Source organism: Rhodoferax koreense, assembly GCF_001955695.1.
GTDB classification, from domain to species: domain Bacteria; phylum Pseudomonadota; class Gammaproteobacteria; order Burkholderiales; family Burkholderiaceae_C; genus Rhodoferax_B; species Rhodoferax_B koreensis.
Window position 1 is genome coordinate 667060 of the sequence record NZ_CP019236.1, and the last position, 16175, is coordinate 683234.

General features: G+C 60.6%; 14 protein-coding genes and 1 pseudogene. 7 read left to right on the forward strand and 8 right to left on the reverse strand.

The genetic code is table 11. The features are described from left to right. Positions 1-5: 5 nt before the first annotated feature. From RD110_RS03185 to RD110_RS03220, 6 genes are all read right to left on the reverse strand, one after another. Positions 6-491 carry a CopG family transcriptional regulator gene (locus RD110_RS03185; RefSeq protein ID WP_076196641.1) on the reverse strand — a complete coding sequence of 162 codons (486 nt, stop codon included), beginning with the start codon at positions 489-491 and terminating at the stop codon, positions 6-8. After that, the gene (locus RD110_RS03190) at positions 488-2491 is read right to left on the reverse strand and encodes a conjugal transfer protein TraG (RefSeq protein ID WP_076196643.1); all 2004 of its coding nucleotides are present in this window, start codon (positions 2489-2491) and stop codon (positions 488-490) included. The genes RD110_RS03185 and RD110_RS03190 overlap by 4 nt, the downstream gene beginning before the upstream one ends. 274 nt (positions 2492-2765) lie before the next feature. Continuing rightward, positions 2766-3653: a LysR family transcriptional regulator gene (locus tag RD110_RS03195; RefSeq protein ID WP_076196645.1), complete on the reverse strand. Its 888-nt coding sequence runs from the start codon at positions 3651-3653 to the stop codon at positions 2766-2768. 649 nt (positions 3654-4302) lie between these two features. After that, positions 4303-4692 (reverse strand): nuclear transport factor 2 family protein, encoded by a 390-nt coding sequence (locus tag RD110_RS03205; protein ID WP_076196649.1) that lies wholly within the window; start codon positions 4690-4692, stop codon positions 4303-4305. 569 nt (positions 4693-5261) lie between these two features. Beyond that, complete coding sequence (locus tag RD110_RS03215; protein ID WP_076196653.1) at positions 5262-5663, reverse strand: tautomerase family protein; 402 nt, start codon at positions 5661-5663, stop codon at positions 5262-5264. Positions 5664-5752: 89 nt separating this feature from the next. Then, positions 5753-6892, reverse strand: coding sequence for a saccharopine dehydrogenase family protein (locus RD110_RS03220; protein ID WP_076204317.1), 1140 nt, complete (start codon positions 6890-6892; stop codon positions 5753-5755). A 288-nt stretch (positions 6893-7180) separates the two neighbouring features. On the opposite strand from RD110_RS03220, the gene RD110_RS03225 reads away from it, so the two are divergent. Continuing rightward, the gene (locus tag RD110_RS03225; RefSeq protein WP_076196655.1) at positions 7181-7687 is read left to right on the forward strand and encodes a winged helix-turn-helix transcriptional regulator; all 507 of its coding nucleotides are present in this window, start codon (positions 7181-7183) and stop codon (positions 7685-7687) included. Between the two features lie 286 nt (positions 7688-7973). Here RD110_RS03225 and RD110_RS03230 read toward each other — a convergent pair. Then, positions 7974-8810, reverse strand: a pseudogene (locus tag RD110_RS03230) (transposase); the annotation flags it as partial. A 4-nt stretch (positions 8811-8814) separates the two neighbouring features. Here RD110_RS03230 and RD110_RS27405 point away from each other — a divergent pair. From RD110_RS27405 to RD110_RS03245, 3 genes are all read left to right on the forward strand, one after another. Then, positions 8815-9102, forward strand: a complete 288-nt coding sequence (locus RD110_RS27405) for an ABC transporter permease (RefSeq protein ID WP_394329437.1) — start codon at positions 8815-8817, stop codon at positions 9100-9102. Positions 9103-9499: 397 nt separating this feature from the next. Continuing rightward, on the forward strand, positions 9500-10564 hold the full coding sequence (locus RD110_RS03240) for a phosphotransferase (RefSeq protein WP_083686081.1): 1065 nt from the start codon (positions 9500-9502) through the stop codon (positions 10562-10564). 34 nt (positions 10565-10598) lie between these two features. Beyond that, positions 10599-11963: an aspartate aminotransferase family protein gene (locus RD110_RS03245; protein ID WP_083686082.1), complete on the forward strand. Its 1365-nt coding sequence runs from the start codon at positions 10599-10601 to the stop codon at positions 11961-11963. 50 nt (positions 11964-12013) lie between these two features. Here the strand turns inward: RD110_RS03245 and RD110_RS03250 are convergent, their stop codons facing one another. Continuing rightward, a complete protein-coding gene (locus RD110_RS03250) occupies positions 12014-12697 on the reverse strand; it encodes a GntR family transcriptional regulator (RefSeq protein WP_076196657.1) in 684 nt (227 codons plus the stop codon). Between the two features lie 137 nt (positions 12698-12834). Between RD110_RS03250 and RD110_RS03255 the strand changes: the two genes are divergently transcribed. The 3 genes from RD110_RS03255 (at position 12835) to RD110_RS03265 (ending at position 16172) form a co-directional block, all read left to right on the forward strand. Continuing rightward, positions 12835-14100 carry a Zn-dependent hydrolase gene (locus tag RD110_RS03255; RefSeq protein WP_076196659.1) on the forward strand — a complete coding sequence of 422 codons (1266 nt, stop codon included), beginning with the start codon at positions 12835-12837 and terminating at the stop codon, positions 14098-14100. Beyond that, a complete protein-coding gene (locus tag RD110_RS03260) occupies positions 14091-15014 on the forward strand; it encodes a 2-hydroxyacid dehydrogenase (protein ID WP_076196661.1) in 924 nt (307 codons plus the stop codon). Before RD110_RS03255 ends, RD110_RS03260 begins: the two co-directional genes overlap by 10 nt. A 201-nt stretch (positions 15015-15215) precedes the next feature. Continuing rightward, positions 15216-16172, forward strand: coding sequence for a Bug family tripartite tricarboxylate transporter substrate binding protein (locus RD110_RS03265; protein ID WP_076196663.1), 957 nt, complete (start codon positions 15216-15218; stop codon positions 16170-16172). Positions 16173-16175: the final 3 nt, after the last annotated feature.

Sequence of the window (16175 nt, forward strand, 5' to 3'; positions counted from 1 at the left end):
TCGGATCAGGCGGGTTCACGAGGAACCTCCATGGCGTCGGCATCGGTCCCCGACTGGGCATCCGCCTGCGTCGGGTCAGCTTCAGCGGGTCCAATGTCCTCATGGACTTCGCGCACCAGGCTGCGCCCGCGCTGGATCTGGCGCGCGAGCTGTTCGATGAACTGCACGTAGCGGGCGCGCCCCTGCGCGCGAGCGGCCTCCTGCTGTCCCTCGGGAACAGGGATCGAGACCGTCAAGAAGTAGCGGACGTAGAGCGCCACCGTCTCGATCAGCACGTTCTGGTCGCGCTCCAGGCGGTCGAACTGGCGTGAAAGCCGGTCCAGGCGTTTGGCGATGGCGGCCTCACGCTGGTCCTCCCCATCGGGCGAGAGGAACGAAGCCAGCGCCGCAGCGATCACGGCGGACTTCGACACGCCCTTGTGCGCCGCGATCTGGTCCAGACGCTTCGCGTGCTCCGGCTCGATGAAGATGTTCAGCCGGGCGCGGGTCATAGCGCGATCCCGTCATCAGGGTCCAGTGCGACCAAACGCGCGGTGCGCGTCAACTGCCGGTCCACGTCTTGCGGCCGCAGCGGCACGTCGTCTTCGTCATCAAGCACCAGCAGGCCCTCGCCGTCAGGCATCAAGGGCGCATCGGCGGTGAGATCCAGTTCGGGTTTGAGCTGGTGGCCACCCTCGTCGGCAAGACCGCCCGCATCGCCGCCAGAAGAAGTCGACAGTGCAGCCAGCGGTGGCAATCCGCTCCAGTCGTCAGGGCGCGTCGCGGGACGGTCCGCGTACGCGCCGGCAACCAGCACGGGCGCGGGCAGGACGCGCGTGGTGAAGTTCCGGTCCTGGTAGTACCGCAGCTTCTTCGCTTTGATCGGCGGATGGCCGGAGACCATCACGACCGCGTCGTCCTGCGGCAACTGCATCACCTCGCCAGGCGTGAGCAGAGGACGGGCCGTCTCCTGGCGCGACACCATGAGGTGGCCGAGCCATGGCGCGAGCCGGTGCCCGGCGTAGTTGCGCTGGGCGCGCAGCTCGGTCGCTGTGCCAAGCGCCTCGGAGATACGCTTGGCCGTGCGCTCATCGTTCGTCGCGAACGCGATGCGCACGTGGCAGTTGTCCAGGATGGAGTGGTTCTGGCCGTAGGCCTTGTCGATCTGGTTGAGCGACTGCGCGATCAGGAAGGCACGCAGGCCGTAGCCTGCCATGAAAGCCAGTGCGGATTCGAAGAAGTCCAGCCGCCCAAGCGCAGGGAACTCGTCCAGCATCAGCAGCAGCTTGTGCTTGCGTGCAATGCCGTCTGAGCCGTCCAGCGACTCCGTCAATCGCCGGCCGACCTGGTTGAGAATCAAGCGAATCAGCGGCTTGGTGCGGCTGATGTCCGAGGGCGGCACGACCAGGTAGAGCGAGACCGGATGGGCAGCCGAGATAAGGTCGGCGATCCGCCAGTCGCAGCGCGAGGTGACTTCGGCGACCGTGGGGTCACGGTACAGGCCCAGAAAACTCATCGCGGTGGATAGCACCCCCGAGCGCTCGTTGTCGCTCTTGTTTAGCACTTCACGTGCAGCCGAGGCGACGACGGGATGGACCTCTTCACCCAGATGCCCGGTGGTCATCATCCGGTGCAGCGTCATCTCGAATGGGCATGCCGGATCGGACAGGAAGTTGGCCACACCGCGCAGCGTCTTGTCCTCGCCGGCGTAGAGCACGTGCAAGATGGCACCGACCAGCAGGGCATGGCTGGTCTTCTCCCAGTGGTTGCGCCGCTCCAACGCGCCTTCAGGATCGACCAGAATGTCGGCAATGTTCTGCACATCTCGGACTTCGTACATGCCTCGCCGTACTTCGAGCAGCGGGTTGTACGCTGCAGACTTGGCGTCAGTCGGGTTGAATAGCAGGCAATGCGAAGACCGCGCGCGCCAGCCGGCAGTGAGGTTCCAGTTTTCGCCCTTGATGTCGTGGATCACTGCCGAGCCTGGCCAGGACAGCAGAGTCGGTACGACCAGGCCCACACCCTTGCCGGAACGCGTCGGAGCAAAGGCCATCACGTGCTCTGGACCCTCGTGGCGCAGGTATTCGGCGTCCCTGTGCGCGGTCTTGCCAAGGAACACACCGGCAGGCCGAGTCAAGCCGGTTTCGGCAATCTCCTCGTTCTCGGCCCATCGAGCGGAACCGTAGGTTGTGACGTGCTTGGCCAACCGTGAGCGCCAGATCGCCATGCCAATGGCCGCGCCCGTGGCCAGCAATCCGCTCGACGCGGCGATGACCCCGCCGCGCTCAAATACCTCGGGTGCATAGGCACCATAGAAATACCACCACTCGAAAAGCTTCCACGGCTGGTAAACCGGCGAATGCGAAACGCGGAACCAAGGTGGTCCAAGCCTGGCCTGATTGCCAAGCGCATGCGCCGTCCACTGCGTGCCAGTCCATAGGCCGCCGAGGGCGATACCCAGCACCACAACAATCTGTCCGAACAAAATACCGGTCGCACCCCGAGTCGGCATGGGCTACTCCTCCTTTGCGTCTGGATTCCAGCGCGTGCATGCTCCAGCGGCACCGCTTGCCCGAGTTTGGAATCGAGGCCCCAAAGCGCACACCCATGGAAGAGCGATGGGGCGGGTTGTGGCGTAAGCTGGCGGAAGAAGCTGGGGCCGTACGACAGAGTTGCGCTTTTAATGCGTTTAACTCGTCAGCGAGTAGCAGCATCGAGGCAACTGCGCGAACTGTCCAAGACCGATCACGCCATGCGGCGCGTCGTAGGAGCGATAGCTATAACGACTAATGCAAAGTTTTGGTGTGCGCAACAAATCGTTGCAGCGAATGCGGTAGACCGAAGCGCTGGTGTTTGTGCAGCACGAACGTGGTGATACGCTCGTCCTCGTGCAGTGGTACGGCCACAACATCCGAGCGGCACAGCGTGGCAACGTGGCCCGCGTCTGCCAAGCCCACTCCCAGGCCTGCAGCGATGCGCGTGAAGTAGCCGCTCAGCGTGGAGGCTTCCCCTGCGAATGTAGGAATCGTCGAGTGGCGTTGCGCGATAGCCCGAATCTGATGCAGAAGGCCCGGCAGCCGATCGGCATGGCAGGACAGGAGCGGAAAGGCCAGCACCTCGGTGATAGGTAGCGTAGGCTGCAATGCGAGTTCATGCCCAAACGGCAGCAGTGCCATGGCGCGATAACTCCACGCGGGCTGCTGCGAGAGGGTGTCGTCATTCGGTAGACCGAATGAAAAGCCTGCATCGAGCTGTTCGCGCTGCAATGCTGCCGCCAACTCCGAAGCACGCATCTCGGTCAGCTCCAGGGGCACCTCCGGGGCCACTTCGCGCCAGCGTACCAAGCACTCGGAAAGTTTGGGTTGCGCGATTCCGTCGGCCACCCCGATTCGCAACGGTGCGCGGAAGCGGACGTCCGTATCGCGTACGGCGCGATAAGTGCGTTCGACGCGGATGAAAAGCTTCCGTACCTCCTTGAGCAAACGCAGACCGGCAGGCGTCAAATGCAACTTGCGCGGGGTGCGGACAAATAACTGCACGCCCAGCTGATCTTCGAGATCGCGGATGGTCCGCGATAGCGGGGTCTGATCGATGTGCACGCGTTCTGCGGCACGGCGAAAGCTAAGTTCCTCAGCGACTGCGATGAAGTAGCGTAGGTGCCGCAGCTCGATCATTGCCACCTCACCGTGTCTGCTAGAAAACGCACGGTGATGAAGGTGGCAAGACGATAGAGAGAAAGCGTCAGGCTAGTGACATCAGTGCGCTTCATTTTTTTCACTCCTTGATCTTGCCTTTCGGCAAGGTGCCCTGACTCGAACACGCCAGGTCGACATCGATGCAGTTCACGCCGCGCTGAAAAATGGCTCGATTGGTATCTCTTGCTCCCCCTTTCCGCGGGCCCCCGAAGACTCGGCACTGTCGATGCCTAGCCCACAATCCAGTTGTCTTCGCAGTCGGACCTAGTCAACTTGTCTGCATGCGCGAGTGGGGCCTACACACCAAGCACAACCAGGCGAAGCGGGCGGGAGACGCGAGAGTTGAGCATCCACTTCCCTTCCATGGAGACTTATTGGTGGTCGAAGAGCAAATCGCCCAGCAGTCGCGCGACATGCACCGCATCTCGACCGACTCATCGGCGATCTGGGTAACTCGGGTTGTGCTTCGGGAACGAGCTTGAGCGCTTTGAGGATTGACTCGTCCATCCCGTTTGCTTGGCGGATAACGATTCGAAGTTCCTGCGATGGACATACGTGCTCTATACCTACGCATATGCAAAACTCGTACTGCTTCCCTTGCAAAACCGGGGCTCCTGCAGGGCAAGGACTAGAACATCGTATTGCTGTTGGCCGACTCCGCGGGCACTTCCTGGATGACATCCCAGTGCTCGACGATCTTTCCGTTCTCGACACGGAATATTTCGACCGTCGCAAGTTCCTTACCGAAGAAGAAGCTCTTCGCGTGAATCCAGACGAGGTCGCCCTCTGCGACCACTCGCTTCACTTCTGCCTTGGTCGGAACGCCGCTGTCAATTGCGCCTTGGATAAGTGCGCGAATCTGTTCCTTCCCGTCCGGGTAGAGCGGGTTGTGCTGTATATATGAATCCCCCCAGTAGCGATCAAGCGCGGTCAGATCCAGATTCCCGAAGAGTTCTTGCGCCGCCTGGAGGACGAGCCGCTTATTGGCGTCGGCCGTTGATGTTGATGCTGTTGTCATGAAGTTAGCCCTTTCAGTTGTTTGTAGTTACATTGCTGGTCGTTCAGAGACTTGAGCGATTGGTGTGTCGCACGAAGCCACTCTTATACGAGTACGCCAATTGCGGCGGGATCGAACTCTTTCATAGCGTAGTCAGGGTTGGCGCCTACCTTCTCTGTCCAGTGGATATCGCACATTGGGACTCGTCCGACAGCGATCAGATCGAACTCCTCACACTCCCTCCGATCGACCAATTGGTCGAGGATTGCGGCTTCTGAGCGCTCTCCGCCTGTGTGTGTCTGAGGAACTCGTTGTTATGTCCAATAGCATCGACGCTGATGGTCGGCGCCCCCAAGGGCTTTTTCGCCCATCCGGTGATGGTTGAGGCCGTTTTCGCCATGCCAAGTTCAAATGACTCCACGCGGCAGGCGCGAAACAGAACGTCATTTGGGGTCGAGGACACTTTGAAAGGCTCCACTGGGAAATGACCCGACATTCACAGGAAGAACATCGAGAAAGGTTCGCCGCTTCTCGAGCAACTTGGCGGTCGATCTTTCGATCATCTTGAGGAGCCGCCAACCGCCCGCATCTCATCCCGCCGGATATTCGATGTCGGAGGCAACCTTGCCGCCCCCGAACGACCAATCTTCCATTACGGTGTTCGCCGAGAGGCGGACGAAAACATCGTCCGGCGACAGGCCTGGTAATACCGAAAGCTTCTCCACGAGACGGGCCACAAACGCCTTCTTCTCATCACGCCGCCTTGCGTCGGACTCGATGTTGATGAGGATGAAATCGTCACTTCGCTCGCCGTCGATCCCAAATCGTCGATCGTATATAAGCGTCCCGGGCTCCAACTGTTCGATGATCTGGAACATGTCGTTCTCAGGCATGAGATAAGCCTCAACGAGGGCTTCATAAATGCTCTGTGATAGCTGCTTGATGTATTCTGAAGGCTTACCCTTCAGCATAGTTACGCGAACGAGTGGCATGGTTTTTTCCTTTTCTGTGGTTTGGGGATGAATTGGCGAAAAACGAACATCAGAGTGGCACGCCTATCTGGCCACGATGGTTTGAACAGCTATTCCTCAACGCTGAAGCTCACGCCGGCGTGCCGCCTCAATCGCTCGACCAGGCTGCCGCGCAGCGCAGCGCCAGGGGTCCAGATGCCACCTGGCACATCCGGCGCACCCATCAGAGCGATCGCCGTTTCAGCGAGCATTTTTGATGACGCGCCATAACCGGGATCGATATCGCCCTTCACTGACGTGCGCACCTTCCGCCCGTCCGCTCCGATTCCGATGAACAGGATGTCGTAAAAGCCGGCCTCACGCTCATCCTTGGTCGGCCCCTCGCCGGGCTTGGGCAGGAGGCTCATATCCCCTACGCTCGGTATTTCGCCACCGCCAACCACCATCTCGTCGTAAAGGAAATCCCTGCCATAAGGATGACCCATCAAGAGGTTCGAGCGGTGGACGTTCTTGGTATCGAGCGCAGCCATGATGAACGGCCCAACGGGTCCCACGTCGGGGTCATCTCTGACCGCGTCGCCTTGAGGTTGGGTTGGCCCCTCGAAGCCAGGCGTTAAGCCAAACGGGCTCATAAAGACCGCGCGCTGCACAGCATCGTTTTGAACCGCCGCCATTGTGGCCATCACACTCGCGACAGAGCCCCCCGAAGGGCCGCCTTGCATGGCCCGCAGCCGAGCTTTCACGTGTGGCGCGGGGGCGCCCAGCGTCGCCTTAGCCGTCTCTTGGGCGTAATAGACTCCAAGCTCGAACACCAGCGAATCGAACCCGCATGAGAACAAGATCCGTGCGCCAGACGCCTTCGCCGTCGCCTCGTGCGTATCGATCATCTGACGAATCCAGGCGGGCTCGCCACACAAGTCCAAATAATCAACCCCAGCAGCCGCGCAGGCGGCCACCAAGTTTGAGCCGTAGAACTGATAGGGTCCAACGGTCGAGACAATCGCCTTGGTCCGCGCGATCATCGAGGCGAGTTGGGCCGGGTCGTTCGCGTTGGCCTCCACCAGCGGCATGTCCTTCGGCGCCCCGAGCTGATCGCGCACCTCTGCCAATTTTGCTTGGCTGCGACCGGCGATGGCCCACTTCACCTTACCGCCCACGCCATAGCGCCGCGCGTAATGCTCCGCGACGAGTCGGCCGATGTAGCCGCTCGCCCCATAGACAATAATGTCGAACTCCGCCGCCGGGTTCATGGCAGGCTCCCTCTCGCTAATCGCATGTGCTCTTCGCTCCAATTTGCCCGAGCTGGCAAGCATTCCTCGCAGGCGTCACCGGGGCGCCCACCGCGAAATGCCTCAACAGATCGGTTTAACTTTACAACCATTGTCCAGATGGTACTCTGCCTGGTTTATTTTTGCAACTTACGGCTTGAGTACGAATCGATGCAAGCCACGACACCACAGTGACTTCGGCGCTGTCGGAACGTGGATCGTCTATAGCAACAAGCCACTGGCATGCACACATCGGCATGAAGGAGTGAGATGAAGGGCAAGCGTACAACGCTGGAAACCAGCACTTGCGCGATCGCGCGATCCCTCGAGTCAATTGGTGACTGGTGGTCGCTGCTGATTGTTCGTGACGCTTTGGCGGGAACGCGGCGTTTTGGGGAGTTTCAGCGGAGCTTAGGACTAGCGAAGAACATCTTGACCACGCGTCTGCGGAAGCTGGTTGCCTGCGGCGTTCTCACCACAGCACCCGCCTCCGATGGGTCCTCCTATAGAGAGTATGTCTTGACCGAGAAAGGTGAGCGGCTCTACCTAGTGGTCGCCGCGCTTTGGCAATGGGGAGAAGAATTCTGTTTCCCTCCCGGGCAACTCTCCTACGATCTGGTGGACCGACAAACGCACGAAAAACTCCGCCCACTTGAGTTGAAATCACAGGACGGTCGCACGCTCGGACCCCACGACTTCGTTTCGCGCGCGCTCGAACGAGAAGACAGAGATCCTTCTTCAACCGCGCTGAGTTCAGGGGATCCGCTAAGAAAATGAGCGCCTGACAAGCATCCACGTCAGCGTCGCTTCACTTCGCGAGATGTTGAAGGTCACCAATTGGTATTTTTGCTCGCTCGCGTATGCGAGCCACGCTCTTGCCCTCGCGTCTGGCCCGCTGCAGGTGCGGCTGCCAACGCTTCGGGTCGATCTTGGGGATGCTGGTCAATACGTACTCCTTCATGGTTGATGAAGCGGAACGTGTCAATGACTTTGCAGCACCTGGCGTCATAAATTTACTACGCAAAGCAGCGGTGTTTGAACAGAGTTGATCGCCATCCTTAGGTGGTGGGTTGATCCACACCGCAGCAGGCACGGCATGGGTGGATGGCGGTTTGCCTTTGAAGCGTTCTGGGTGATCCACAAACGCGGCATCAAGAGCGACTTGACGGATCGCGCATACCGTGTCGGCATGCCCGCAATGAACGCTGTGCGGCGTCATGTGTGCGGTGCCCGAATGGCGATGCACGGTGTTGTACCAAGCGAAGAAAGTCTGGCAGTGGGCGCGTGCGTCCTCGATGCAGCCGAAGCGTGAGGGCAAGTCCGCGCGGTACTTCATCGTCTTGAACTGCGACTCGGAGAATGGGTTGTCGTCAGAGACGTGTGGCCTTCTGTGGCTCTTGGCGATGTCCAGGTCGAGCAGGAGTGCGGCCACGGGCTTGGAGCGCATGCTGGCGCCACGGTCGGCGTGCAGAGTCAACATGCCGGGCTGCATGTCGTGGCGCGCCACGGTGTCAGCGATCAGTTGCTCGGCCAACTCTGCGCTTTCGCGCGCGGCGATCAGCCAGCCCACGACGTGGCGGCTGAAGATATCCAGGATCACATACAGATGAAAGCACGTCCACTTGGCTGGCCCCTTGAGCTTGGTGATGTCCCACGACCAGACCTGGTTGGGTGCCATGGCCAGCAGCTCAGGCTTCATGTAGATCGGGTGCGCAAGTTGGCGGCGCCGCTCGCGCACGCCACCGTTGACGGCCAGCAACCGGTACATCGTGCGCACCGAGCCGAGATAGACGCCTTCGTCGAGCAGCGTGGCATGTACGGCCGCGGGAGCGGTGTCGGCAAAGCGCTCGCTGTTCAGCGTGTTCAGCAGCACATGGCGTTCCTGCGCGTCCATCCTACGTAAGGTGGCGCTCCCACGTGCCCTGCCTTACCTGTTCGCTTCTCTGAAGATTGCCATAACGCTAGCCTTCGTGGGCTCCGTGGTGTCTGAGATGGTGGCCAGCAATGCGGGCGTCGGCTACCTACTGCTCAACGCGAGCTCGTTTTTCCGAGTTCCACTGGTATTCGCCGCCCTGCTGGTCGTCGCCGTGCTGGGCATCTGCATGTACTGGCTGGCTGATGTGATTGAGAGCCGGAGTACGGGCTGGGTTCGACGTGGAAACGAGTCCGGGGATATATTCGGCGGAGGTTGAGACGCTGAGACAGTAAAGGATGGGAGTTTTCTGATCAGCATTGCTGCTCACCACGCACTTACGCTCGCAGCATGAACCACCTCGGTCTGAACTGCCCTCCAGGAGCTGAACAGTCAAAGTTCAGGGCTCGACCTGCGCGTGTCAATCGACGCATGCCAATGACTGTTCATCCATCTTCGTGTCCCAAGGTGCGATGGCGTGGTAACCGCTGCTTGCAGGTCCGGGGCGGATGAGCAATCTCTCGAGACTTCGTGACCAGGCAAGGCGACTCAAAGCCCTCGTCAACGACCTTCGCTCACATTGTCGACAATCGTCAAATTGAATGCTATAGTCATGCGCCGATCAAAAATTGAGTTTTCAACTCAGTTCATCCGAGTTCTATCAGCCACCAATTCGCATGCCAAAGATTCCCGAATTCGACTTAAGTCGCATGGCAACTCCGTTCGTGCCAGTCGCAGAGAGCGAAGCACAGAGCATTGCGAGTCGGATTTACGGCCTGCAAGGTCGGTTGACAAGGTTTGCCACAGAGAAAGACGACACGTATCGACTGGACAGCCCCTGCGGCGCGTATGTTTTGAAGCTGGCCAACCCTGCCGACGCGCAGGATGAACTGGACTTTCAAGTCCGACTGCTGGAGCATATTGCCAAGGTCTCACCCGATTTGCCCATTCCGCGCATCGTACGGACGTTGACCGGCAAAACACATGCCAGCATCTTGGACCATGCCGGCCAGACACGGCTTGTTAGGCTCATGTCTTTCGTGGACGGTACGCCGCTGGACGCGTCGTCCGCCAATGGCCATCAGCGCCGCCTCATCGGTGCGATGCTCGCCCGCCTGCGTCTGGCCACTGAGGGGTTTGTTCATGCCGCGAGCCACCGCTTCATCCCGTGGGATGTCAAGAACATCGAGAGTCTTGAGTTCCTCGTGGCCAACATCGATGACGGCTTCCAACGTGGGATGCTGGTCAAGGGCTTGCAGAAACTGGCCCCGCTGCTACCGCGCATCCATGCGCTACGCAAGCAGGTACTGCACAACGACTTCAGCAAATCCAACATCGTCGTCGACCCTTCTACGGCGGCGTTCGTCACTGGCATCATCGACTTCGGCGACGCTGTCCACACCGCCATCGCGATCGACGTCTCCACCGCGCTGCTCAACCAGCTTCCTCGCAATAGCGGAACGCTGCCCAGCCAGGATATGTTCGCCGCGGGGCGCGATGTCCTGCACGGCTACCTTGCGAATGCGGAACTCCATGCCGAAGAACTCGAACTGATTCCACACTTGGTCATGGCGCGTGTCATCGCACGCGCGTTGCTAAGTATCAGCCTGGCCAAGCAGTTTCCCGAGAACTCCGCCTATCTGTTGCGCAACACGCTGCAGGGGTGGGCCCAATTGCAGTGGTTTCTCAATCGCAGCCACGAAGAGATTTCCGCGGCCATCTTGGTGGCCGATCCCGCCTGATCTCGAATTTCGCTCCACTGAACCAAGAAAGAACATGAGCAAGGATCTCGCCCGCACCGCCCCTGGCGGCAAGATGGTCAACGCCTTCAACCCGGCTACGGCCGAAGGCCTAGCCCATGAGACACGACAGATGATCGACAAGCGCATGCGCCTGCTCGGCCCCGCGTATCGCCTCTTCTATCAAACACCCGTGCAAGTGGTAAAGGGCAGTGGCGTGCTTCTGTGGGACGCCGAAGGCAACGAGTATCTGGACGCCTACAACAACGTCGTCTCCATCGGTCATGCACATCCTCGGGTCGCGGCAGCGGTTCACGAGCAGATGCAGACCTTATGCACCCACACGCGTTACCTACAACCCGGTATCCTCAAGTATGCGGAGCAGCTGCTGGCGACGTTCGGCGGCGCCGTGGGCGTGGCCGGCCATGTCATGTTCACCTGTACCGGCAGCGAAGCCAACGACCTGGCCTTGCGCATTGCCCTGCACCACACCGGCAAGCGCGGCATCATCGTGACCGAGGAGGCGTATCACGGCAATTCCCATCTAACGGCCGGGTTCTCGCCCTCTCTGGGCATCAGTTCACCGCTGGGCACCTGGGTGCGGCAGGTGCCGGCGCCGGACTCTTACCGCTTTTCACCCGAAGAACTGGGCCGCAAGATGGCGGCCGACGTACAGGTGCAAATCGACGACCTGCAACGTCATGGCGATGGGCTGGCGGCCTTCATCGTCGACTCCATGTTCTCCTCCGATGGCGTTTACGGTCATCCGACATCGCTGCTGGCCCCGGTTGCAGAAGTCGTGCGCAAGGCCGGAGGCCTGTTCATCGCCGACGAAGTGCAGTCCGGCTTCGGCCGCACCGGCGAAAAACTCTGGGGCTTTCAACGCCACGGCATCGATCCGGACATTGTGACGATGGGCAAACCCATGGGCAATGGTTTCCCGGTCGCGGCCATTGCCGTCAGGTCCGAGGTGGTCGCCGGCTTTGGCAGTTCGATGCGCTACTTCAACACCTTCGGTGGCAACAACGTCGCCATCGCCGCCGCCCAGGCCACTCTCGACGTCATCCAGGAAGAGGATCTCGTGAGGAAATCCGGCCGCATTGGTCGCCTGCTGCGCGAGGGCATCGCGCAGTTGGCGTCCCAATTCGAAATCATTGGCGACGTGCGCGGTTCGGGCCTTTACACGGGCGTCGAGCTGGTCAGCGATCGCGCGCTGAAGACCCCGAATGCCGCCGCGGCGACCGCGGTCGTCAACGGCCTGCGCCAGCGCCGCGTGTTGATCTCAGCCACTGGCAACCACGCCAACATCTTGAAGATTCGGCCGCCACTGGTGTTCGGTGAACAGCACGTTGACCGCTTTCTGACCGAACTGGAATACGTCTTCAGACGTTTGCCAAAATGATGGGCAGCTGCGGCTGGCCGGCCGAACCCCGCCGGGCGCAGCGCCCCGCTCTACCGGGTCCCCGCCGCAGCCTTCAGCCATTCCTCGAGTCGCTTACCTTCACTTTCGTTGTGCGCCATCGCCTCTTCCGCAGCCAGTGCCGGCTTGCCCGCCTGGATGGCTTCGTAGATCGGCTTGTGCTGCAGGCGAATCGCTTCGGGCGTAATTTCCTCGATCCTGTTGCTTGTATCGATGCAGAGGCGAACCTGCTGCTCGACCAAACGGTACTGGTGGTCCAGGCGGGAATGCTGTGCCGCTTCGATGATCGCGCGGTGGAACGCGAAATCGCATTTGGAGATCGCATCCATCCTGCCTGCCTTGCAAGCGGCGTCCAGTCGCAGGTACGCCTGGGTGATTTTCGTGCGCAGCTTTTCGTTTCGGCATTGGGCTGCGAGGCGCGCAGCGAGCCCTTCCAGGCTTCCGCGCAAGGTCCAGACTTCCCAGACGTCCTGCGCCGACAATTCGGCGATCTGCCAACCGGTGTAAGGAATTTGCACCAGGATGCCTTCACTGGCCAGCTTGTGCAGGCCCGTGCGAAGCGTCGCGCGCGCAACACCCAACTGCTCCGAGAGCGCGATCTCCGTCACGCGCGAGCCCGGTTTCACCGCGCCGGACAGGATGAAGTCTCGCAGGTTAGCCTCGACTTGCGCCTCTGCAGACAGCTTGAAGATCGGACGGACTTGCGCAACGCTCATAGTTCAATACACCTGAAATTGTTCGAAGAAACTTAGCCGAGGGGCTCGTGGCAAACCTGCCTGACCGCGCGAGCAACTATGGCTACCCATCCTATTATTGTCAGCAATCGTCAATCATATTTAATCAGGGGCATTCCATGTCGACAACCGAGCATGCCGCGCTTCACATCGATGAAGATCGCTTCCTCAACGAACTCCGGACACTGGGCGCCATCGGCACCGACACCGAAAAGGGTGGCCGAACCCGGCTGGCCCTGACAGACGCGGAAAGGCAGGGGCGCGATTTCGTCAAGGGATTGATGACTGATCTGGGCATGCGTGTGCAAGTAGACCAGATCGGCAATCTCATAGGCACCCTTTCCTCCAAGGACGATTCGAAGCCCCATCTGATGATGGGTTCGCACATCGACACTGTGCGCAATGCAGGTGCACTCGATGGTTGCTACGGCGTTCTCGGCGGTTTGGCCGTGTGCCGGGCCTACCAAGATGCGGGCATCTTGCCTGAGCGGCCAATCACGGTGATCGCTTTCACCGGTGAAGAAGGGGTTCGTTACCACCCCGACATGCTTGGCTCGCTGGTTTATGCCGGCGGAATGTCGTTGGAAGAAGGTCTGGCTAGCCATGGCATCGATGGCACCGTGTTGGGCGATGAACTCCGGCGCATCGGTTACGACGGCACGGCGCCCGTGGGCACCATCGTCCCGGCCGAGTACATCGAACTGCACATCGAGCAAGGCCCAGTGCTCGAAGCCGAGGGCCTGACCATCGGCGCCGTCTTCGGCGTCCAGGGCATCTCCTGGCAACGCATCACCATCAACGGAACAGCGAATCATGCTGGCACGACTCCGACGCGGCTGCGCCGCGATGCGGGCCTGGCGGCAGCCAAGGTCATCGCCTTCATGCGTAAGGAGATCGCCGACAACTCGGGAGGCACCACCATCGCAGCCACCGGAAGCATCGCCTTCGAACCCAACCTGGTCAACGTCATCCCGCGCAAGGCCATCTTCACGGCGGACATCCGCGACCCGGACGAAACGAAACTCCAGGAGGCCGAAAAGAAGCTTCTGGCGTTTCTCGAGCAACTGCGCGAAACGGACGGCATCGAGTTCAGCACCGAGTCGCTCGCCCGCTTCGAGCCGGTCAAGTTCGACGAGCCCATCGTCAGCCTGGTGGCGCAGACGGCACAGGAGCTCGGGCTGCCCGCCATGCGCATGGTTTCGGGTGCCGGTCATGACGCGCAGATGATCGCCCGCATCGCGCCGGCCGCAATGATCTTCGTGCCCAGTGCCGGAGGCGTCAGCCACAACCCGCGGGAACACACCGACGATCAAGACCTCATTCACGGGCTTCGCGTGCTGCTGCGCGTGGTGCAACGCCGACTGGAGAGTCCCTCATGCGAGTGATCTGCGCGTTCGCGCCGCATGACCCGCGTGCCAAAGTATGGCGAGAGCGGCTCGGAGCACTGCTGCCGGATTTCGAGGTCATCGACTGGCAGCCCGACGGTCCTGCGGGCGACTACCTTGTCCTCTGGAATCCAGATCAACGAATCATCGACTCCCAACCTGATCTGCGCGCCATCTTCAACGGCGGTTCCGGTGTCGACCGCATTCGTGCACTGCGGATCCCTGCCGGCCTACCGATCGTCCGCTTGGAGGATGCGGGCATGAGCGAGCAAATGGCCGACTACGTGACACACGAACTGCTCCACTACTTCCGGGAATTCGATCACTGCGAGGATTTGCAGCATGCGCGCAAGTGGCTGCCCTTCCCGCCCCGCGAGAAGTCCGATTTTCCCGTTGGCATTCTAGGCTTCGGCACCCTCGGATCGGTCGTCGCTGAGCGCGTGAGGATGCTCGGGTTTCCGGTGCACGCCTGGGCTCGAAGTGCCCGCGGTGGCAATGTGCAGGTCTTCGTCGGCGCTGAAGGCCTCAGGGAATTTGCGGCAGCCACCCGAGTGCTGATTTGTCTCGTTCCGCTGACGGAGGAAACTCAGCACATTCTGAATGCGCGACTGTTCAGCCAAATGCCGCGGAACTCCTACGTGATCAATATCGCACGCGGTGGTCACCTTGACGAAGAGGCACTCATTCCTGCGCTCGACTGCGGCCAACTGGCCGGGGCAACAGTGGACGTACTGAACACCGAGCCCGCCAGTGCCGATCACCCATTCTGGACTCACCCGAGAGTGCGCATCACGCCGCACGTGTCGGCCACACCCATCGACTCGATTGCAACCCAGCAGATTGCGTCCAAGATCAAAGCGCACGCCACAGGTGCACCAATCACAGGCATCATCGATCCCAAGCTAGGGTATTGAATCAATAGAGGGCATTTTCGGCGCCGTACACCTTAGGTTTTCTGGCACACGTTGTGCTACTTCATCGAGGCAAGTAGGTTTGGCTCTACACAGGGGTTCAACTGCTTGCTTTATTTTCCCCGATACTATTGTTGACAATCGACATTAAGGAGGGGCTTGGGCACGGTGTGCCTATGAAGTAGTACCAGTACAGGAGTGTTCATGAAGCGTCGATTCTTTCTGTCCGCCGCCGCAAGCACGGGACTCGGCATGGCCTCGCTGCGGGCTATGGCCCAAGGCAATGTCTCTCGGCTCGTCGTAGGCTTTCCACCCGGCGGCGTTGCCGATGCGGTCGCTCGCCTCACCGCCGAACGATTCGGGCCTAGCCTCGGCACGAGCTTCATCGTCGAGAACAAGCCTGGCGCTTCGACAAGCCTAGCCGCCGCTTACGTCAAGCGGGCGAGCCAGGACGGCACCACCCTGCTGTTCGCGCCCTCGACCTCGCTGACGCTGCTCGCCCTGACCAAACGCAAGCTGCCCTACGACCCCGAGAAGGATTTCGCGCCGGTGGCACGCCTTGCCGTGGTACCCAACGCGATTGCTGTACGTAGCGACTCACCTTACAAGTCACTCGGCGAGTACGTGGCCGCTATCAAGGCGGCCAAGATCAGCCCCATGGTGGGAGTCGCGGCGCTCGGTGGCGCCTCCCATATCGCTTTGGCCGGTCTGAGTAAGGAGTTGGGCGTTCGCTTCGAGGCCGTCCCCTACCAAGGCGGCGCGCCCATGACGTCGGACTTGCTGGGCGGCCACATCCCGGCCGCCTCCGACGCGAGCCTGGTAGCCATGCACAAGGCCGGCAAAGTTCGCATGCTGGCGGTGTCGACGACCCAACGTTTCCCGTTAACCCCAGATGTACCGACGTTCGAAGAGTTGGGCCTGCAATCGTTCAGGTCCTTCTGGTACGGCATCTGGGCGCCGGCTGGCACCCCTGCGAATGCGATCAAGCCACTAGAGGTGGCGGCGAGCAAGATGATCGGCGATCCGGACATCGGTCGGCGCTTGCTGGAACTGGGCGTTGTTCCCAGCCTTCTGGTCGGCCAGGACTTCGGCCGCGCCACAGCCGCCGAACGCGATGTGCTACGTCCTATCGTCGTCGCCTCCGGCTACATGGAGGACTGAGCC